This is a genomic window from Streptomyces sp. NPDC028305, from assembly GCF_055569495.1.
This window is the reverse complement of the sequence record NZ_JBVHTN010000004.1, coordinates 585,995-603,293: the sequence shown is the minus strand read 5'-3', so window position 1 is coordinate 603,293 and position 17,299 is coordinate 585,995. Positions and strand designations below refer to the sequence as shown.

General features: G+C 68.2%; 21 protein-coding genes. 11 read left to right on the top strand and 10 right to left on the bottom strand.

The genetic code is table 11. The annotated features are described in order from the left end of the window. Window positions 1–31 precede the first annotated feature (31 nt). Window positions 32–544, bottom strand: coding sequence for a cupin domain-containing protein (locus tag ACZ4WQ_RS19045; RefSeq protein ID WP_468022304.1), 513 nt, complete (start codon window positions 542–544; stop codon window positions 32–34). A 278-nt stretch (window positions 545–822) separates the two neighbouring features. Between ACZ4WQ_RS19045 and ACZ4WQ_RS19040 the strand changes: the two genes are divergently transcribed. After that, the gene (locus tag ACZ4WQ_RS19040) at window positions 823–1,038 is read left to right on the top strand and encodes a DUF397 domain-containing protein (protein ID WP_311728906.1); all 216 of its coding nucleotides are present in this window, start codon (window positions 823–825) and stop codon (window positions 1,036–1,038) included. Between the two features lie 89 nt (window positions 1,039–1,127). Here the strand turns inward: ACZ4WQ_RS19040 and ACZ4WQ_RS19035 are convergent, their stop codons facing one another. Then, window positions 1,128–2,267 carry a methyltransferase domain-containing protein gene (locus ACZ4WQ_RS19035; protein ID WP_311728907.1) on the bottom strand — a complete coding sequence of 380 codons (1,140 nt, stop codon included), beginning with the start codon at window positions 2,265–2,267 and terminating at the stop codon, window positions 1,128–1,130. Window positions 2,268–2,814: 547 nt separating this feature from the next. On the opposite strand from ACZ4WQ_RS19035, the gene ACZ4WQ_RS19030 reads away from it, so the two are divergent. The 3 genes from ACZ4WQ_RS19030 to ACZ4WQ_RS19020 all read left to right on the top strand — a co-directional run bounded on the left by ACZ4WQ_RS19030 (window position 2,815) and on the right by ACZ4WQ_RS19020 (window position 6,286). After that, window positions 2,815–3,645: a helix-turn-helix domain-containing protein gene (locus ACZ4WQ_RS19030; RefSeq protein ID WP_311728908.1), complete on the top strand. Its 831-nt coding sequence runs from the start codon at window positions 2,815–2,817 to the stop codon at window positions 3,643–3,645. A gap of 89 nt (window positions 3,646–3,734) precedes the next feature. Then, window positions 3,735–4,145 (top strand): hypothetical protein, encoded by a 411-nt coding sequence (locus ACZ4WQ_RS19025; protein ID WP_311728909.1) that lies wholly within the window; start codon window positions 3,735–3,737, stop codon window positions 4,143–4,145. Then, a complete protein-coding gene (locus ACZ4WQ_RS19020) occupies window positions 4,142–6,286 on the top strand; it encodes a tetratricopeptide repeat protein (RefSeq protein ID WP_468022303.1) in 2,145 nt (714 codons plus the stop codon). Before ACZ4WQ_RS19025 ends, ACZ4WQ_RS19020 begins: the two co-directional genes overlap by 4 nt. A 262-nt stretch (window positions 6,287–6,548) precedes the next feature. On the opposite strand, the gene ACZ4WQ_RS19015 is transcribed toward ACZ4WQ_RS19020, so the two are convergent. Continuing rightward, window positions 6,549–6,995, bottom strand: coding sequence for a hypothetical protein (locus ACZ4WQ_RS19015; RefSeq protein ID WP_468022302.1), 447 nt, complete (start codon window positions 6,993–6,995; stop codon window positions 6,549–6,551). 197 nt (window positions 6,996–7,192) lie between these two features. On the opposite strand from ACZ4WQ_RS19015, the gene ACZ4WQ_RS19010 reads away from it, so the two are divergent. Next, complete coding sequence (locus ACZ4WQ_RS19010) at window positions 7,193–7,636, top strand: nuclear transport factor 2 family protein (RefSeq protein ID WP_311728912.1); 444 nt, start codon at window positions 7,193–7,195, stop codon at window positions 7,634–7,636. A 149-nt stretch (window positions 7,637–7,785) separates the two neighbouring features. Here ACZ4WQ_RS19010 and ACZ4WQ_RS19005 read toward each other — a convergent pair whose 3' ends face one another. After that, on the bottom strand, window positions 7,786–8,175 hold the full coding sequence (locus tag ACZ4WQ_RS19005; protein ID WP_468022301.1) for a hypothetical protein: 390 nt from the start codon (window positions 8,173–8,175) through the stop codon (window positions 7,786–7,788). Window positions 8,176–8,827: 652 nt separating this feature from the next. Here ACZ4WQ_RS19005 and ACZ4WQ_RS19000 point away from each other — a divergent pair. Continuing rightward, window positions 8,828–9,436: a hypothetical protein gene (locus ACZ4WQ_RS19000; RefSeq protein WP_468022300.1), complete on the top strand. Its 609-nt coding sequence runs from the start codon at window positions 8,828–8,830 to the stop codon at window positions 9,434–9,436. Window positions 9,437–9,666: 230 nt separating this feature from the next. On the opposite strand, the gene ACZ4WQ_RS18995 is transcribed toward ACZ4WQ_RS19000, so the two are convergent. The 3 genes from ACZ4WQ_RS18995 to ACZ4WQ_RS18985 all read right to left on the bottom strand — a co-directional run bounded on the left by ACZ4WQ_RS18995 (window position 9,667) and on the right by ACZ4WQ_RS18985 (window position 11,581). After that, on the bottom strand, window positions 9,667–9,792 hold the full coding sequence (locus tag ACZ4WQ_RS18995; protein ID WP_258572997.1) for a hypothetical protein: 126 nt from the start codon (window positions 9,790–9,792) through the stop codon (window positions 9,667–9,669). 196 nt (window positions 9,793–9,988) lie between these two features. Then, the gene (locus ACZ4WQ_RS18990) at window positions 9,989–10,705 is read right to left on the bottom strand and encodes a bleomycin resistance protein (protein WP_468022299.1); all 717 of its coding nucleotides are present in this window, start codon (window positions 10,703–10,705) and stop codon (window positions 9,989–9,991) included. Window positions 10,706–10,762: 57 nt separating this feature from the next. Next, a complete protein-coding gene (locus tag ACZ4WQ_RS18985; RefSeq protein WP_468022298.1) occupies window positions 10,763–11,581 on the bottom strand; it encodes a DUF4037 domain-containing protein in 819 nt (272 codons plus the stop codon). Between the two features lie 64 nt (window positions 11,582–11,645). Between ACZ4WQ_RS18985 and ACZ4WQ_RS18980 the strand changes: the two genes are divergently transcribed. The 3 genes from ACZ4WQ_RS18980 to ACZ4WQ_RS18970 are packed head-to-tail and all read left to right on the top strand — an operon-like array spanning window position 11,646 to window position 13,664. Beyond that, the gene (locus ACZ4WQ_RS18980) at window positions 11,646–12,005 is read left to right on the top strand and encodes a DUF6204 family protein (RefSeq protein ID WP_468022297.1); all 360 of its coding nucleotides are present in this window, start codon (window positions 11,646–11,648) and stop codon (window positions 12,003–12,005) included. Beyond that, window positions 12,005–12,808, top strand: coding sequence for an NAD-dependent epimerase/dehydratase family protein (locus tag ACZ4WQ_RS18975; protein ID WP_398371323.1), 804 nt, complete (start codon window positions 12,005–12,007; stop codon window positions 12,806–12,808). Before ACZ4WQ_RS18980 ends, ACZ4WQ_RS18975 begins: the two co-directional genes overlap by 1 nt. Window positions 12,809–12,839: 31 nt before the next feature. Beyond that, window positions 12,840–13,664: an SDR family oxidoreductase gene (locus tag ACZ4WQ_RS18970; RefSeq protein ID WP_398371321.1), complete on the top strand. Its 825-nt coding sequence runs from the start codon at window positions 12,840–12,842 to the stop codon at window positions 13,662–13,664. A gap of 34 nt (window positions 13,665–13,698) precedes the next feature. Here the strand turns inward: ACZ4WQ_RS18970 and ACZ4WQ_RS18965 are convergent, their stop codons facing one another. Further along, window positions 13,699–14,559, bottom strand: coding sequence for an alpha/beta fold hydrolase (locus ACZ4WQ_RS18965; RefSeq protein ID WP_468022296.1), 861 nt, complete (start codon window positions 14,557–14,559; stop codon window positions 13,699–13,701). An 89-nt stretch (window positions 14,560–14,648) separates the two neighbouring features. Beyond that, a complete protein-coding gene (locus ACZ4WQ_RS18960; RefSeq protein WP_385343260.1) occupies window positions 14,649–15,056 on the bottom strand; it encodes a Pycsar system effector family protein in 408 nt (135 codons plus the stop codon). 237 nt (window positions 15,057–15,293) lie between these two features. Between ACZ4WQ_RS18960 and ACZ4WQ_RS18955 the strand changes: the two genes are divergently transcribed. Further along, on the top strand, window positions 15,294–15,896 hold the full coding sequence (locus ACZ4WQ_RS18955) for a hypothetical protein (protein WP_468022295.1): 603 nt from the start codon (window positions 15,294–15,296) through the stop codon (window positions 15,894–15,896). A gap of 4 nt (window positions 15,897–15,900) precedes the next feature. Here the strand turns inward: ACZ4WQ_RS18955 and ACZ4WQ_RS18950 are convergent, their stop codons facing one another. Next, window positions 15,901–16,959: a methyltransferase domain-containing protein gene (locus tag ACZ4WQ_RS18950; RefSeq protein ID WP_468022294.1), complete on the bottom strand. Its 1,059-nt coding sequence runs from the start codon at window positions 16,957–16,959 to the stop codon at window positions 15,901–15,903. Window positions 16,960–17,087: 128 nt separating this feature from the next. Between ACZ4WQ_RS18950 and ACZ4WQ_RS18945 the strand changes: the two genes are divergently transcribed. Further along, window positions 17,088–17,270, top strand: coding sequence for a DUF6104 family protein (locus ACZ4WQ_RS18945; protein ID WP_014176503.1), 183 nt, complete (start codon window positions 17,088–17,090; stop codon window positions 17,268–17,270). Window positions 17,271–17,299 lie beyond the last annotated feature (29 nt).

The following is a 17,299-nucleotide window of genomic DNA, read 5'->3' as shown; positions in this document are numbered from 1 at the left end:
GAGCGCGGACGGGCACAGTAACACGGGTGCCTCAGTTGGCCGTACGGCGCCCGGCGAGCTCGTCCTGCCACACCGGGCTCTCGAAGTAGTGGTTGTCGTACGTCTCGGAGCTCTCGCGGATCTCCCGCACGCTCGCCTCGCCGCGGTACACGCGCTCCAGCAGCCGGTAGTAGTCGAAGCGGTGCAGCCCGGGCGTGAACACCACCAGCAGCTCCGCGGTGCTGTCCGCCGCCGGCGCGAACGCGTGCGGGACGGTCGGCGGCACGGTCAGGAAGTCGCCCTTGCCGAGGATGTGCACCTCGTCGCCGACCAGGATGCGCATCGTGCCGTCGAGCACGAAGAACATCTCGGTGGCCTTGGTGTGGAAGTGCGCCGGAGCCCCCGGGGACCCCTTCTCGAAGGTCGCCTTGTTGGCGGTCAGCGCCCCGCCGGTCACGCCCGCGTCGGCGAGCAGCGTGATCAGGCTGGTGGCACCGTCCTGGAGGGTCTCGGCCTGCTCGGCGCGGACGAGGACGGGGGCGGTGGTGGTGCTGTTGATGTTCATGGTGGCTCCTGGCTGCTTGTGGCGGTTGTCCCCTTGACACCAACAAAGCTAGGTCGCCGAAAGACCCATTGGATGGTTCATTCAGGCGCCTACTCCATGGGTCAATTCGGCGTGGCGGCAGCAGCTCCCCGGCCGTCGCGCGGGCCTCACTGTTGAATGCTTCCGTCGCACATCTATTACGCGATGGGCACCAGCAGACCTACCATTCGCACGGGCGTACGACCGTCGCCCAACAGATCTACGAGGCTGATCCAAACCACCATGGAGGTCTGCGACTCATGCCAACCACGCCGGACCTGAGCACGGCTGTGTGGCGCAAGTCCAGCTACAGCAACACGCAAGGGGGCAACTGCGTAGAGGTCGCCGACGGAATACCCGGCATAGTCCCGCTCCGCGACAGCAAGAACCCCGAGGGCCCTGCCCTGATCTTCGAAACCGCCACCTGGACCTCGTTCGTCCAGGCCGTCAAGCACGGGGAATTCCGCCCCGCCTGATCCTCGCGCCGTAGGCGGCTTTGTGGTGGATGGGACGCGGACACGCCGTGGCGTCGGCGTGTCCGTGTCCTGATCGGGCCACCGCCACTTCAGGCGGGCAGCTCCCACTGATGGCCACGATCCGGGTCCGCGTGCCATGCCACCTGCTGGTCAGCGGTCACCGTGAGCCCGAACTCGTAAAGCTCCGGCTCCCCGGCCCCCCGCCACCACCGATACGCGTCCGCCACCTCCGCGAACAGGTCACGCGGGCCCCACTGTTGGACGCTTCCGTCGCGTACGCACGCCCACGAGTCGGCCGTGGCGAACCACCACTCCCGACCGTCCCCGTCGGCTTGCACACCGGGCAGTTGGAGGCCCAACGCGAAGCGTGCGTGAAAGTCGTCGTTCAGGAACGACAGGTCAAGGTCGGTGCGGCTGTCGCGGCTCTCCTCCCAGGATTCGGCGGTGTACACGTTCTTGAGCGGGAACTCCGGGCGCCGCTGCCCCCGAAGATCCATGAACGACATCGGGCGCCCGAAGTGTCCGCTCGCGGAACGGCCGTCCTCCGACACCCGCAGGCAGGCCATACCGTGAGGCTGGAGCGTCGTCTTCCAGGGCGTGACGATCAGGCCACCGGGCCGGGTCTGCTCCACCCACGCGAACGGAACGCGGTGCAGCGACGCCGTGCACAACACCCGGTCGTACGGTGCGCCGCCCGCGCAACCGCGCTCCCCGTCGCCCGCCACCACGCGCGGCAGATACCCGGCTGCGGCCAGCCGCTGAACGGCCCCCTCCGCCAGCCCAGCGTCCACCTCGACCGACACGACGTTCGCCTCTCCCGCCCGCTCGCAGAGCAGCGCGGCGTTGTAGCCGGTACCGGTGCCGACTTCGAGCACCTTCAGGCCGGGGCGTAAGTCGGCGGCGGCGAGCATGGTGAACACCGCGTTCGGGGCGCTGATCGAGCTGGTGGGCAGGGCTCCTCGCACGTCCGCGCCTCCTCCATCGACACGTCCGTCGTCGACCTGCGTGACGAGGGGGTGCAGCGGGTCGTACACCAACGCGGCCCAGGTGTCCGGTTCGTCCGAGGCGTGAAGCGGTCGGTAGGCGTCCTCCCACCACACCCATACGGTGTCGGGCACGAACGCATGGCGCGGCACCTTGAGGAAGGTCTCGCGCATCCAGTGCGCGGGAAACCCGTCCAGGCCGCCGATGATCTCGGCGGCCTGGAGGCGCAGTTCATCGAGGGTCATTTGCGGTGCGTCCCGCCACCCGGCTTCGACACATCCGGGTGCTGACTGTCGCTGTCACCCGGCGACGGCTCCTTCGGCTGGGGGTTCGGGGCTGGTGGCTTTCCATGGCTACCCATCGACTTTCCTTTCCTCTCATCGATTCCAACGCACTGCTCCAGGCGGGGTCACCTGCCCCGCCGTTGGCAGCGCGGACACTCGCACGGCGGCCAGACGGACGACAGGCTGAAGGGATCGCCGTAGGCCATCGGCGGGCACGACCACGAGGAGACTTCCGTCCGCGATCGTGTCGTGGGGTTCAGCTTGTAGACCGTGACCGTCATCGCGGACCTGATCAGACGGAGATTGCGGGGCGGTTGATCAATACGGCCGTCCTTCACCGAACCTGCTTTCGTTGCGTGCCGCATTCCAGCACTAACTACCGTGTGCAATGAAAGCGTCGCGCTCAGTGCGTACTGTTGGACAGGGGGACTCCGTCTCACGGCTGGGGGAGAGACAGCGCACGTCACCCCGTCGTTAAACCCGTTCAGGAACAGACAGGGAGGGACCAATGACGTTCCAGCCGAAGCCGCTGAACCCCAATCGATCAGTCCGCCACTTCTACGGCTCGGAGATGCGCCGCCTACGGGTCGAGGCGGGCATGTCCCTGGCCGGGCTGGCCGAGATCCTGAAGTACAGCAAGCCGCACCTGGGGCGCATCGAGACGGCGGAGTCGATGATCCCGGAGGGCCTGTCGGAGAAGCTCGATGCGGCGTTCGGCACAGACGGCCACTTCACCAGGCTGTACGAACTGGCGCGGCACGAGGTACACCCGGACAAGTACCGGCGGTACTTGAACTTCGAGGCACGGGCCGAGGTTGTCCAAGAGTGGTCGGAGTCCCTGGTGCCGGGCCTGTTGCAGACCGAGGCGTACGCACGTGCGCTGCTCCGGGCTGGCGCTTCCGCCGCGACAGAGGAGGAGATCGAGCAGCGGGTCGCTGCGCGCATGAGCCGTCATCAGCGTCTGCTCGGCGGAAAGCCCCTGCACGTATGGGCCATCTGCGATGAGTCAGTGATCTGGCGGCAGATCGGCGGGCCGGAGGTCATGAGCGAGCAACTAGCCAAGTTATCGGCTCTGGTGGACACTCCCAACAGCAAGATCCAGATCTTGCCCTTTCGCCATGGAGCACACCGGTTGAGTGGCGGAGCACTCACCCTCCTCAGCGTCCCCGGTAGCTACACCGTGGCGTACGAAGAGGGCATCGATGTCGGCCATCTGTACGAGGAATTGTGGTCCGTGCAGGAGCGCCAGCGAGCCTACGATGAGCTACGGGCGTACGCCCTGCGACCTGAGGAATCCGCAAGGCTGATCCGAACGGCTATGGAGGTCTGCGAGGCATAGTCCCCCTCCGCGACAGCAAGCCGATGCGGTCGCCCGCCTCGCTGGCTAGTCTGAGGCGACGGATAGTGGCTGGTCGGAGGGGACAAGTTATGGATCCGGAGATGGTCGCGCTGGCGAGTGCGGCAGGGACGACCCTGGTCACGACGCTGACAACCGAGGCATGGCAGAGCGTCAGGGAAGGGTTCGCCTCGTTCTGGCGTCGTGCTCAGCCGGACCGGGCCGACGCGATTTCCGCCGAGCTCGAAGCGACGCGCAGCGACCTGCTCACTGCGCAGGCCAATGGTGACCTCGACTCCCGCGAGGAATTGGGCGCCGAGTGGCAGGGACGCGTCCGGCGACTGCTTGTGACCCATCCCGAGGAGATGGAGGCGTTGCGGATGCTGTTGAACGAACTGGCCCCTCACACGCCCGAAGTCCCATCGGTGACTCAGCACGCCACCGCCTCAGGTCAAGCCCGGGTCTACCAGGCCGGCCGCGACCAGAACTTCGGCCAGCGGTGAGCGGCCGTAATGACGCCTGGGCCGATGGCCAAGGTCGCGTCTATCAAGCCGCCGGTGACCAGCACATCACCGAGCACCACCATCACACCCCCGACTGGTCGGGGCCCGACTCCGTACGCCGCCCGGCGGTCGGCCGTGCTCCCGTGGTGCTTCGCGACCGGGTCGGGGAGATGGACCGGCTGCGGGCCGCCGTGGAATCTGGCGTCGGCAACCGCGTCTACGTCCTTCATGGCCTGGGCGGATGCGGCAAGACCGCTGTTGCCTATGCGCTCTTTCACCACGCCACCAGCGAGGCCGGTCGACTCGGGCTGTGGGTCAACGCATCCGACCCCGCCTCCCTTCGTGCCGGAATGCTCGCCGTCGCAGCCGACCGCGGAGCCACCGACGGCGAACTGGTGGGGGCACGCAGCGGACTGCGTCCGGCCGCCGACCTCGTGTGGCACTACCTCGACCACTCCGACCAGCCCTGGCTACTGGTCCTCGACAATGCCGACACCCCCGCCATCCTCCGCGACGGCGGCTGGCTGCGCACCAGTCCCACCGGCACTGTCGTCGTCACAACCCGACAAGCAGCAGCTCACTGGTGGCCTGGTGCCGAACTCCTTCAATTCGGCGTACTTCCGCGTGAGGATGCCGCTCTCGTTCTCCGCGACCTTGCGCCACATGCCGGATCGGTCGAAGACGCCGGGGAGGTCGCCGACCGCCTCGGACGGCTGCCCCTGGCACTCACCCTGGCCGGCGGATTCCTTGCCCACCAGGTGATCGACCCATGGACTCTCGCGGACTACAGTCGCCGGCTGGACGGCGGCGGCTCCGGTCTCAGCCCCACCGATCCCATCGAGCTCATCGACCAGGGCGCCGCAGCCGTCGGCGGTGACTCGCGTCATCTGCTCAGTCACACCTGGCAGCTGTCCCTCGATGCCCTCGCCGCCCAAGGCCTGCCTGAAGCGGGCCGCCTTCTGAGCCTCCTCGCTTGCTGGTCCAGTGATCCGTTGCCACTGTCGGTCCTCTCCGGGACCAGACTCGACCCGGTACTCCCGGCATCCCGCGTGGAATCAGCGCTGCGCGGACTCCTTGATCACTCCCTTACCGAGCTCGTATCTGGGGAGATGCGCTGCCTGCGCACCCACGGCGTACTCCTCGGCAGCGTCGCCCGAACCACGCCCGCTGACCAGCGCGAACAGCTTTCGGCCACGGCCGCCCGCCTACTTCTCGCTGTCTTGCCGGCGGTGCCCGACCGAGGGGCGCAGGAACCCCGGGTGAACCTGCTCGCGCCGCATGTGATCGCACTACTGCGGAGAACAGCGAATTGGGAACCCAGTCAATCGACAGTGGAAGCGGCGGCGGAGTGCGCTCTTCGGCTCGTCACCGCTGTCCACAGGGCTGGCGACTACGCCTCAGCTCTCAGCTTGGGCAGCGAGGCTGTGGAACTGGTAACTCCCCGGCTGGGCGCCAGCCATGTCTTGGCTATCAGGTTGCGTCAACGTGTGGCGCGGGCCCTCTTTCGGCTTGGCCGATTCGAGGAGTCCGAGGCCCTATATCTGAACGTGTTGGAAGACTGCGAACGGACACTTGGTCCAACGGCACCGGAGACTCTGCAAACCTGTTTGAAACTAGCCGGTCCGCTCTTCAACCTTGGTCGAGAGCAGGATGGCACCTCACTGATGCGTCGAGCGGCCGAGGGCCACACCCAAGCCCTGGGACCTACACACCCCCTTACGCTTCTCGCGAGGTCGTCTCTCCTGGAGGTATCCACCCAGCCGACCGACGTAGCCGCAGGGTCCACCTTGGTCGCGGATTGCCTTCGTGAGGTGGGAGAAGACCATTCCATCACGCTTGATACGCAACTCAACTATGCATGCGCTCTCCGCCAGGCAGGGCGAGCTGCGGAGGCACTACCGCACATTCGCTCCGCCTTCGCGGAGTATGTGCGACGTTTTGGCCCTGATTACCCGATCGCGCTGAACGCCCGAGCAACACTCAGCATGATTTTGGCAGCACTAGGTCAATACGCGGAGGCTATCGAGCACGCGGAGTACCTTGCAGAAAGCCGAACCAGGGCACTCGGCCCAACTCATCCGTGGACACTTTTCGCCAAGGACCTCTTGGAGCAATATCGACGCCCCCAGAGAAACGCCTGAGGACGGCAAACCGCCATCCCCATTGATCTGCGCCCGAGTCACGCGAACCGTGAGCGGATTTGTGGTGGATATAGGACGGCGACACGCCGTGGCGTCGGCGTGTCGCCGTCCCATATCCACCACAAACTCCATGCGTGCCGCTACCGCACCAAGCCGACTTGGGGGCGTTGGCCACCCTCCGCGGTGAGAAGGGCATCCGCCGGGGCGGACGCCCCTCACGAAACCGCAGCCTGAACCCGGCGGACCTATGCGGTCACAGCACCTAGCCGAGTGGATTCCAGTTGAACCAGCCCCGGGAAGTGTCGTAGAGGTTTGTGGGTTCGTCGCAAGTCCGGGATGTAAAGATCTCCAGGGCGACGGCATCCGCGCGCGCCGCATAGTCGTCCGCCAGAACCACCAAGATCAGAACCGAAGACAGCATGAGCACGGGAAGAACTCGTCCGCGGCGCACGCGTGAGATGGCCAGCGCTGCCACGGACACCACGAGACCGGCCAGGAGGAGCCACCGGTTCATGCTTACTTCCTGGTCGAGTCGTTCGGACAGCTCTCCAACGTCACTGCAGAGTATGTACGTCTCCGGTCCACCGAACAGCGACAGATAGCGTTCCAGTACTGCGGCCAGCACGATCAACACCCCAAGCGCCGGCAGCAGACTCGGCTCTCTCTCCGACCCCGACTCCGTCCTGACCTCCTGCCGCGCAACCCCCATTGCCCCCACCCTTCGACCGCCCGGCGGAACATCCGACCGAGCGCAGAGATTACCGCCCCATGCGCGTCGGGGTTCGGTTGCCCAAGTCGGTGAACGGATGTGGTCAGAGCATCAGACAGTCCGCAAGACCGGCCGGCATCCGGCGATAATGATCACTAGCTGCCTGTGCGTATCTGCGTATTACTTGGGGAGGTCTTGTGAGTCTGAGTCCGCGCGATGTGTTTCTCCGACTTGTTCATGGGGTCGCCGGCGGCAACTCAAACGAGTTGCCTGACCTGTATGGCGAGGTCACCGATGTCCGGCATCCGATGGCAACGCCCGAGTCCGAGCCGTTGACGAGTCGGCGGGCGCTCCAGGAGCACTTCACGGTGGAGCCGGAGGTTCGGGCGTCCGCACCGAAGAGGCGGGTGGTCGATGTCGTCGTTCACGAGACCGCCGATCCTGAAGTGATCGTCGCCGAGTTCGCCTATGAGTTCACGTTGCCGGACGGCTCCACGGCCAAGGTGCCCTGTGTCTTCGTCATGCGGGTCCGGGACGGCCAGATCATCGAGTCACGCGACTACATCGACCCGATCCGTACGTACACGGCACGCGGCGACCTTGACCTCCTCATCGCGTCGTTGCGCAAGGATGTTTCCTGACTCCGCGCTTTCACGCGATGGGCTTTGCGAGGGCTGATCAGAGACGCGAGAGGACCAGGCCGCCAACCGCAAGAAGAAGGGCAACCGGGGCGGCCGTCCCGTCACTTTCGACGCAGGGCTTCGGCGTGGTTTCCTGTCGTCCGTTTTGATCATGTGAGGCCGAGAAGGGCAAGGGGCCGGGTTTGGTCTCGGGCTGCCCGTCGGAGGCCGGAGGCGATGTTGCGGGCGCCGGTCAGGCGGAGAGCTCCGATCGCAAGGTTTCTGCAGGCGGCCAGGAGGTGGATCTTCCGTCCCTTCGCGCGGGCCGCACCCCGCAGCGACTTCCCGTCGACCGCGAGCCCTCGCAGCCCTTGTCCCCTGGTCTGCCGGTCCGCGAGCCAGGCTCCGACCGCCCGGTCCAGGGCGTCCGCGTCGATTCTGGCGAGCAGTCGCCGGATCGTGGATTCCGCGGGCCAGGACCGTTTCGGGACCAGCGGGTCGACGGCCGTGCCGAGCCGTTCGAGCAGGGTCGGCGGTGCGTCGGCCACCCATTCACTCACCGCGAGCAGGGAAGATCACTCCCGGACACTTCCGGATGCGGTCTGAGCTGTTCAAAGGCAGGGGAGATCAGAGATGACGCGTCGGCAGGCACCGGCAGTCCAAGGTCACAGAGCGTAGAGAACTCCGTGATCGCGGACGTCCGTGCCTGCTGTGTACCGAACCCCGCCCACCATGACGAGACGTCAGCAACCGGGCGTCAGCCGACTACGCCGAAGTCCTGACCGAAGAGGGCCCGGTAGTACGCGACTTCCGGTTCGCGCTCCATCCAGATGTTGCCGGTGGGGGTCTCCGTTGTTGCGCTGTCGGACCATCCGGTTGGTTTCCGCTGCGCTCTTCGAGATGCACGACGAATGGATCCCCTTACCGCGCCGCCACCTCCCCGAAGGCGATATGGGCGATATCTGCCGTAAACTCTCTTTTAGTTCCTCCGCGCTACCCAACGCACCGAAATGCAACCGCCAGTTGATCCCCAACAGCATGAGGAGGGACACTACCTGGCGGATGCGTGTTCCCGACCGAGTGGCACTCGCTTCGGTATCCTCCCGTGCAGGTCATCGGAGGCCATTTACCCAAAGATTACTGGGCAGTTGACCTCAGGGTTTCGTGGTAGCGTCCTTGTTCGGAGGGACAGTGCAACCTGAAAGGGAAATCGTGAACACGGAGAAGATCGCCGCTCGCCGCCTCTCGCTGGAAGAGGTGACGAAGCTCGGTGTGAAGGACAGGCTCTTCATTTCCGCCGACACGGCAGAACTCAAGCTTCCCGACTGCTATGTCCCTGCTTTTCTGACCAAGTCCGGTGAGGATTTCGAGGGCGGCTCGATCACGGCGAGAACCGTATTCCAGGAAGAGGTCACCTTCCTTCCCGACGACGAGAATGAAGCCGGAATCTACTTGGCCGACGAGAACGGCTCGGTGACCATCGAGGTCCTCCAGTCCGCCGGTGTCGTTCTGGACCTGGCACTTTTCGTCCCCGGTGGGGACAAGGGGGCCCTCACGGCCCTTTACGCCGCGGCCCGGCAGGCCTTCGGCGCCGACGTCGTGCAGATCTGGCGCCAGGGCCTCAAGGAGGTCCCCGACGTGAAGGTCGACATCTTCGAGGAGCAGATTCCCCGGGGGCGCAAGGGGACCGAAAGCCCCAAGCGTGACCGTCGCGCGGTCGACACCTACCCCACCCGTGCGGACTTCATCGAGTTCTCCGCGGGGTGGAAGCCGGTCGTTGAGATTCACAGGCCGGTTGTTGACGACACCCCGACCATCTGAGGCGGCGTTACCTCTCGGTCTCGGCCTGTGAGAACGCCGAGAACGCATGCGCCGGACCCGGTCGGCCCCTGAGCGACCCAGGGAGCCGTCGGAAAATAACTCACGAACGCCGAAGCGCCGTTCCCCTCGATGACCTCGCGAGACAGCCCGCCTGATCAAGATCAAAGCCTGAAGTTGTGCTGCGACAGCCCTCAGGGCTTCGGCGTAGTCGAGTGACCTCCACTTCGTGCTCAGGCGAGGCCGAGGAGCGTGAGGGGTCGGCGGGCGTCACGCGCATTGCGGCGACGGCCGGAGGCGATGTTCTTCGCGCCGTTCAGCCGCAGGGCGCCGACCGCGAGGTTGCGCCAGGTCGCCATGGCGCGGGGTGCGCTGTCGGTCCGCCATCGCGCACGCGGTCAGGTCGAGGACGACGGCCGGCGCGTGCCGCACTCCTCCCAGCCGGATCATCTGCTATCAGCCCGAACGCCCAGCCCAGCCGCTCATCCCATGCACGACTTTCCAGCCGTACTGGGCCGGGGAACAGTGGTGGGTACCGCGAGGGGGATACGCGCCTTAGACCCTCCCCAGATCGGCCGCGAGGTCCGCCGCCCGAGAGAGCTCGTCCGCCAGTTCCGTCCGCTCCCCCTCGGTGAGTGTGAGGGCGGCCGCATCAGCAAGATGGGCGCGGGCCGTGGCGGGGTCGTCGAGTTGGGCGGCGAGGTCGGCGCGCAGGATCAGGGCGCGGTAGTGCTCGGCGGGGCCGGACGGGGTCTCCTTCGCGAGGGCACGATCGAGGATGCGGGCGGCTTGGGCGGGGTCCTCCTTGGAGGTGCCGATCAGCGAGGCGTTGTGCACCGCGCGGGCGAAGGGCTCCTTCGGTGCGGGGGCGTGTTCGAGGGAGGCGCCGGTGGGCCGGCCGATGCGGATGCAGTTGCCGCCTGGGTCGGTCATCAGGAACTGCCGCATGCCGTACGAGGTGTCTTTCAGCTGCCCGATGCGCGGGAGGCCACGGGTCGGGATGCGGCCGAGGGAGGCCTTGAGCCGGGCCCGGAAGGTCTCGTACAGCTCATCGACCCGGTCGGTGGCGATGTAGCAGGTGGACCAGGACTCGGCCGGGACAACCGACTTGGTGCCGAAGAACTGCAGCTCGATGTTGTCGCCGTAACTGAGTGCCGCGTACGGGTTGGGGCGGGTCTGTAGGTGGTCCACGGCGAAGCCGAGGCGCTCGTAGAACTCCACCAGTTCGGGGATCGACGGGCAGGGGAGGATGGGGATCATCTTCTCGACCATGCTCCAGACGGTAGGGCGCAGACACCTTCTAGTCAAAGTTGACTAGAACACATGCCGCTACCCGCCCACCACCGCCCGCACCTCATCCACCAGCCCACCCGCCCGTCCCACCCGCTCCCCCAACTCCCCCGCGCCGCCGCCCAAATCCGCCAGCAGCGACTCCGCCCGCCCGGCGAACCCGGCAGGCGTGTCCGGCATCCCCGCCACCGCCGCCATCGCGCCCTTCTCATTGAGGCACCAGCGGCGGTGATGCGCGAACAGCGCCTGGACGAGCAGCCCAACAGCCCGGGACAGAGACAGTGAGACATGCAGGACGTCACCCCGCCGGGCGGACTTCGCGGCGTTCGCGACCAGGAACCCCGCCTCCCACACCGCCCCCGCCGTCAGGGCATCCCGCAGCGGCTCCGGATAGTGCCCCGCCTCCGCCCGCAACTCGTCCAGCTCCCCGCCCGGGTCGGCCAGCACCCGCCCCAGGGCCACCTCGCCCACGTAGCAGGGCGACCAGAACCCGAGCGGATGCCCGGCCTGCGTGCCCACCTCGTACCGCCCGGCGCGGCAGTCCTCCCACACCGCCCGTACGCGGTCCACGTCCCGCAGGATCCAGTCCACCGCCCGGCCGTCCACGTCCAGCCATGCCCCGCCGTTCACCCACGGCCCCCACTCGCCCGGACCCGCGACCTCCACCGGCCCGCCGACCACCTCGGCCGCCAACACCCCCAGCCGCTCCGCATCCAGCGGGCCCCGGTAGTACACGCCCAGGTCCCAGTCCGAGTCCGGGGCGTGTTCACCCCGCGCCCGGCTCCCGCCGAGCATCACCCCGACCACGCCCGGCACCTCCACCAGCCGCGCCGCCATGTCCGCGATCCCGATCGTCATCGGCCCATCCTCCGCCGCGAAAACTCGGTGGAGCCACACCGATGTCGCTGCATAGGCTCGCGGGATGGCCACTCGTACCTTCCGTATCACCGTCCGTGGCGTCTTCGACGGATTGAGCACCGATCAGCGGTCGGAGCTCCTGGCCCGCGCCGCCGAGCACGACGTACTGCGCGCGGCGTTCACGCCGGAGGGGCATCTCAGCTACGACATCGCCGCTCGGCCCGCCTTCACGTTCCGCTTCCTGGACTCGGGGGAGGCCGAGGAGGACATCCTGGACGCGACCGAGCGCGCCGAGGACGCGGCGAGGGAGTGGCTGGGGCAGCGCGGCTACGGCTTCAAGAACCTGAGGCCCGGCGCCGAGGACCTCTCCCAGGCGCCGCTGGGCAAGCGGCAGCGCCGCGAAGCCGCCCGGAAGGGGGCGTAGTGGGTCTCGGGACGGTAGCGGTCACGGGCGCGGCGGGGAACATCGGGTCCGTGGTGCGGAAGGCGCTGCGGGGCGAGGCGGAGCGGCTGATTCTGCTCGACCGGGTGCCGCTCCGGCCGGAGGCCGGGAACGAGGAGGTGCGCACCGTCGATCTGCGGGACGCGGCCGCCGTGGAGTCGGCGCTCGCGGGGGCCGACCGCGTGCTGCATCTCGGCGGTGTGCCGGATGAGGCGCCTCTTCCGGATCTGCTCGAGGCCAATGTGCTCGGTACGCACCACGTCCTGGAGGCGGCACGGCGCGCGGGGATCGGGCGGGTGGTGCTGGCGAGCAGCAACCGCGCGACGGGCTTCTATCCGGCCGGGCATCTCACCGGGCCGCAGGAGCCGGCACGCCCGGACGGCCTCTACGGGGTGAGCAAGGTGGCCGTCGAGGCCCTCGGGCAGCTGTACGCGGACAAGTTCGGGCTGTCCGTGGTGTGCCTGCGTATCGGCAGTTTCGAGCACGCGCCCACCGAGCCCCGGCATCTGGCGACCTGGCTGAGCCCGCGCGATGCCATCGGCTTCGTCCGGGCCGCGCTGACCGCCCCGGCGTCCACTCGTTTCGCCACGGTGTACGCCGTCTCCGCCAACGCCCGCCGCTTCTGGGAACTCCCCGACCCGACGGTGCTGGACTACATCCCCGTCGACGACGCGGAACTCCACGCCGGGGACATCCCCGGGGCCGACCACCCCGCCGACCCTGCCGCACCTCAGGCCGGCGCGTACGCCCTGCCGGAGTTCACCCTCGAACACCTCCGGCCCTGACCGAGATCATTCACCTGCGAGGAGTGACGGCATGCCGGAAACACCGGGGACCAGCCATGTCGCGATCGTGACGGGCGCGAATCAGGGCATCGGGGCCGCGACGGCAAAGGCGCTCGCCGCCCGGGGCGTTGCGGTGCTCTGCACCTATCTGCGGCTGCGCGACGCCGATGCGACGGACGCAACGGACACGACAGACCGGTACCACAGCGAGCGATCCGTCGACGGCACGGACGTGGTGGACGAGATCCGCCGAGCCGGGGGCCGGGCCGAGGCATTCGAGGCGGATCTCAGCGACCCCGACGCCCCCGCCACACTCTTCGACGTCGCCGAGGAACGTCTGGGGCCGGTCAACATCCTGATCAACAACGCGTCGGGGTGGATCCAGGACACCTTCACCCCGAATCCGGCCGACCAGTTCGGCCGGCCGCTGCAACCGGTCACCGCCCACACCTGGTCCCGGCAGTTCTCGGTGGACGCGATGGCCCCGGCGCTGCTGATCGGCGAAATGGCCCGTCGGCACAGGGCCCGTGGTGCCGACTGGGGAAGGATCGTCGGTCTGACCTCGGGCGGCGACCTCGGCTTTCCGGGAGAGGTGTCGTACGGGGCAGCGAAGGCGGCTCAGACCAACTACACCTTGTCCGCCGCCGCGGAGCTGGCCCCTCTCGGCATCACCGCCAACGTCGTGCATCCGCCCGTGACCGACACCGGATGGGTCACGGACGAGGTGCGGCAATTCGTCGCGTCGAGCGCCACGCACTTCCATGTCGCCGACCCGGCAGACGTCGCGAAGACCATCGTGTTCCTCACCTCCGACGATGCGGCCCTGGTCACCGGAAATGTGATCACCCTTCGCTGAAGGGCCTGCGCCCGTCCGGTGAGTCACCAGGCGGTCAGGTCAGCCCATCCAGAATTCCCGCCACCTCCGCCGGGCGCAGGAGAAAGCCGACATGGCTGGTGTCCAGGGTGTGCACGTCGTAAGGGTTATCGGGCGTCAGTGCGTCGGCCTCGGCGATCAGACGATCCTGCATCGCCACCGGAAGCGTGCGGTCGCCGGTGAGCCGGATATACGTGCGGGCGATCGTTCCCCAGGTGTCGGCCTGCCCACGGGCATCGGCCGTCATCACGGCGAGCGACTCATCAGGTTGCAGAATGTTCAGAAAGGCACGGAACTGCTCGTCGGTGGCATCCGCCATGACCGCTGCCTTGAGGGCGGCCAGCAGGTCGGGGTCGGCCGTGCGGTAGTTCGCCCGCCCGACGCCGAGTCCGGCCGGGTCGCCCACGTTCAACGCGGCCAGCGGGGCCAACAGGTTGTCGGCGAACTCGGGCTCCTGCATGTACTCAACAGGGCTGGACCGCTGTACGCACGACCACGCGGAAATGTACACAAGCCTGTCCACCAAGTCGGGCACCGCGTTGCCCACTCCCGTGATGGTGGTCCCGCCAAGGCTCGCGCCCACCAGCACCACGGGTCCGTACCGGGCCACTCGGCGGACGACGTCAACCACCATGTCCACGTTGTCCCGCAAGGTGACCTCGGCCAGCGTCGAAGGCTCGGCCGCCCAGGCGTCCAGGTCCTGCGGGGCCTGATAGGCCACCGGGTACTGCGCGTCGAAGCCGTGGCCCGGCAGGTCGACGGCGAAGCTGCGATGGCCGAGCAACGCAAGTTCCCGCTGGACGGGCGCCCACATGAACGAACTGGAGCCGGAGCCGTGGACCAGCACAAACGTGGGGCCGTCAGGGTGAGTACTCATGATTCGGATCGTAATGACCGCACCGCGACCTGACCTCCGGATTTTCGGCGGCGGCCCGGCCGGGCGACGTCGGTGTCACCAGCGGCACGCTACGCCGCCGCGACGAGGACGGCCGCGAGAGCCAGCAGGCCGAGCCCGGCGAGCAGACAGTCGACGGCGGCCCGGATGAGGCGGAACTTCCGTGCGGCGAGTTCGGCCATGAACCGCACATGCTCCACCTGGTAGCCGGCGGACAGACGCTCGCCCAACTGGTCATCGCTCAACGCGGGCCAGCTGGTCCAGTCGTTGCCCCCGACGTACGGACGCACCGCGAGCAGCAGGATCACGGTCGTGGCCAGCAGGGCGGCGGTGCCGAGGGCGCCGGCCACAGCGGCCGGGACGGTCGGGTGGAGGTCGGACGCCATGGAGCCGAGCGCCACGAGCGCCGCTCCGGCCAGGGCGAGTAACAGGCTGGCTTTGGATTCGGAGCGGGCCAGGTCGGCCTGTAAGGACGTCACCGTCGCGGCGATACGGTCTTGCGCGCGGTCCGGTCGCGGGTCAGGTGTGGTGGTGGTTGCCATCGGTGTGCCCTCTCCCATCGCGTCGGCGGGTTTGCCGAGCGCGGTCTGTTGAGAACTGAGACGCCGCGGACCGTCGCTCCGTTTCCGCCCGACGAGCGGGCCTGCCCCCCGCCCAGCCGCCTGAGCCCACGGCAGGTAGTGTCACCAGCGGAGTTGTTCAGGGGGAAACGGCATATGAGCACGGTCCAGCACTCGGTCCAGTTCGAACTCACCCACACAGGCTCCGCCCGGGGCCGTCTCAGGCTGAGGGCCACCCACACCTGGGCCGGGACCGTGCCCGGTTTCGGGCCGGTCGAGCTGGCGTGTCCGGCGGAGGAGGATCTCCTCCAGGAAACCCTCACCGCCTGGGTGTCGGGACACGCGACACCCCCCATGTCGTTCACCGGCTACGAATTCCGCGACCTGCCGCGCCTGGCCACGATGACGCTGACCGCCGACGGCTGGACGGGCACGCTGCGCCGCCGCCACCTGGCGGTGACGGCGCGCGGGCGGGCGCTGCGGATCGAGGTCGCCGGGCGCTCGTACCGCTACCAGGTGCTGGGCGGCAAGCTCCGGCACGAGCTGCGGCGCGAGGGGGCCGTCGTCACGATGTCGCGCTCGGGCTGGCGGTATCCGCGCACCATCTCGGGCACGGGGCAGGGCGGTGCCGACGGGCTGGACATCGGGCTGGCCATCCTGCTGGAGGGCGTCTACACACGCAATCTCTCCTTCAGCGGCGCGCTGTATTCGTGGCCCGGCCGCTTCCTGAGCCGGCTGGACGATATTCCCGACTTCTGAGTCACTACGAAGAGGGCTGAGCGCCCGCCTCCGCAACCTCCGCCACCACCACGTAAAGCGTCACCGCCGCGAAGAACGGCCCCTCCGCGAGGTGGTCGAGAAACCGCCGCGCCGCCTCCTCGCTGAGGTATCCGGCCGCCGCCGCGCGCTCCGCGTTGCGCTGGAAGCCGAGGATCCGGTCGGCGGACCGGGTGTCCCGGAAGACGGAGGTGACGGGGACGACCGCCGGCACCGCGAAGCCGGCCTCCGTCGCGAACCGGGGCAGCTGGCGGCCGATGACGCCGTTGCGGACGATCCGCTCGGTGATGTGGCGGGTGTAGGCGCGGGAGATCTCGGGGTCGGGGTGGTCGATCGCCAGCGAGTCCCAGTCGGGCTCGCCCATGACCAGCCGCCCGCCGGGCCGCAGCACGCGCCGCGCCTCGGCGAGGACCTGGGCGGGGTCCGCCACGTGTTGAAGGGTGCGGTCGGTGCGGGCGCGATCGACGCTCGCGTCCGCGAGGGGGAGGGCTTGGGCGTCCGCGATCCGTACGTCCACGGCGGGAAGGTCCGCCGTACGCTCGCGGGCCCGGGCCGCCATCTCGGGGTCGGCGTCGATGCCGATCACCGTCCCGGACGGGGTGACCGCCTCGGCGAGGACGGCCAGATCGGTGCCGGGGCCGCAGCCCAGGTCGAGCGCGGTGTGGCCGGGGCGGACAGCCAGCGCGTCGAGCATGACCTGCTTGTAGGAGCGGGCCTGGTCGGTCCCGGCCAGCCGGTCCAGGTAGCCGATCCGGTCCGGCACGGCGGCCTCGAACATCCGCCCGGCGACCTCGGCCATGGACCGCACCTCCCGCTCCAGCACCTCGTGCCCCTCGGCCGTGAGCCGCATCGGTCGCTGGCGGCCCTCCCCCTCCAGGGGCTCGATCAGCGCCTTGGACTCCAGGCGGGCGAGGGCCCCGTAGAGGCTGCCGGGGCCGAGGCGTTCGCCCGACAGCTTCTCGATGGCGGCGTTGATGGCGTAGCCGTGCAGGGGCCCGTCGGCCAGGGCGCAGAGCACCAGCATCTGGGCGTCGTTGGTCCGCATGAACCCATACTACGCGATGCGTAGTACGCCGCGCGTAGCATTAGCGAGAAGAGGGCCCCGGCCGCTCTATCCTGGGGCCGTACGCACCCGCACACCTGACCCGACCCAACCCGACCCGGAGCACCCTCTTGTACTTCACCGACCGCGGCATCGAGGAGCTGGAGAAGCGGCGCGGCGAGGAGGAGATCACCTTCGAGTGGCTCGCCGAGCAACTGCGCACGTTCGTGGACCTGAACCCGGACTTCGAGGTCCCGGTGGAGCGCCTCGCGACCTGGCTGGCCCGGCTCGACGACGAGGACGAGGACGAGTAGCCCGCCTCGGCCGACACCGGGCCCGCCGG

Bases quoted from the DNA above. Each gene is read 5' to 3' on its own strand.
- ACZ4WQ_RS19045 (WP_468022304.1), bottom strand. From the start codon at position 544: ATGAACATCAACAGCACCACCACCGCCCCCGTCCTCGTCCGCGCCGAG.
- ACZ4WQ_RS19040 (WP_311728906.1), top strand. From the start codon at position 823: ATGCCAACCACGCCGGACCTGAGCACGGCTGTGTGGCGCAAGTCCAGC.
- ACZ4WQ_RS19035 (WP_311728907.1), bottom strand. From the start codon at position 2,267: ATGACCCTCGATGAACTGCGCCTCCAGGCCGCCGAGATCATCGGCGGC.
- ACZ4WQ_RS19030 (WP_311728908.1), top strand. From the start codon at position 2,815: ATGACGTTCCAGCCGAAGCCGCTGAACCCCAATCGATCAGTCCGCCAC.
- ACZ4WQ_RS19025 (WP_311728909.1), top strand. From the start codon at position 3,735: ATGGATCCGGAGATGGTCGCGCTGGCGAGTGCGGCAGGGACGACCCTG.
- ACZ4WQ_RS19015 (WP_468022302.1), bottom strand. From the start codon at position 6,995: ATGGGGGTTGCGCGGCAGGAGGTCAGGACGGAGTCGGGGTCGGAGAGA.
- ACZ4WQ_RS18995 (WP_258572997.1), bottom strand. From the start codon at position 9,792: ATGGCGACCTGGCGCAACCTCGCGGTCGGCGCCCTGCGGCTGAACGGC.
- ACZ4WQ_RS18990 (WP_468022299.1), bottom strand. From the start codon at position 10,705: ATGGTCGAGAAGATGATCCCCATCCTCCCCTGCCCGTCGATCCCCGAA.
- ACZ4WQ_RS18985 (WP_468022298.1), bottom strand. From the start codon at position 11,581: ATGACGATCGGGATCGCGGACATGGCGGCGCGGCTGGTGGAGGTGCCG.
- ACZ4WQ_RS18980 (WP_468022297.1), top strand. From the start codon at position 11,646: ATGGCCACTCGTACCTTCCGTATCACCGTCCGTGGCGTCTTCGACGGA.
- ACZ4WQ_RS18970 (WP_398371321.1), top strand. From the start codon at position 12,840: ATGCCGGAAACACCGGGGACCAGCCATGTCGCGATCGTGACGGGCGCG.
- ACZ4WQ_RS18965 (WP_468022296.1), bottom strand. From the start codon at position 14,559: ATGAGTACTCACCCTGACGGCCCCACGTTTGTGCTGGTCCACGGCTCC.
- ACZ4WQ_RS18955 (WP_468022295.1), top strand. From the start codon at position 15,294: ATGAGCACGGTCCAGCACTCGGTCCAGTTCGAACTCACCCACACAGGC.
- ACZ4WQ_RS18950 (WP_468022294.1), bottom strand. From the start codon at position 16,959: ATGCGGACCAACGACGCCCAGATGCTGGTGCTCTGCGCCCTGGCCGAC.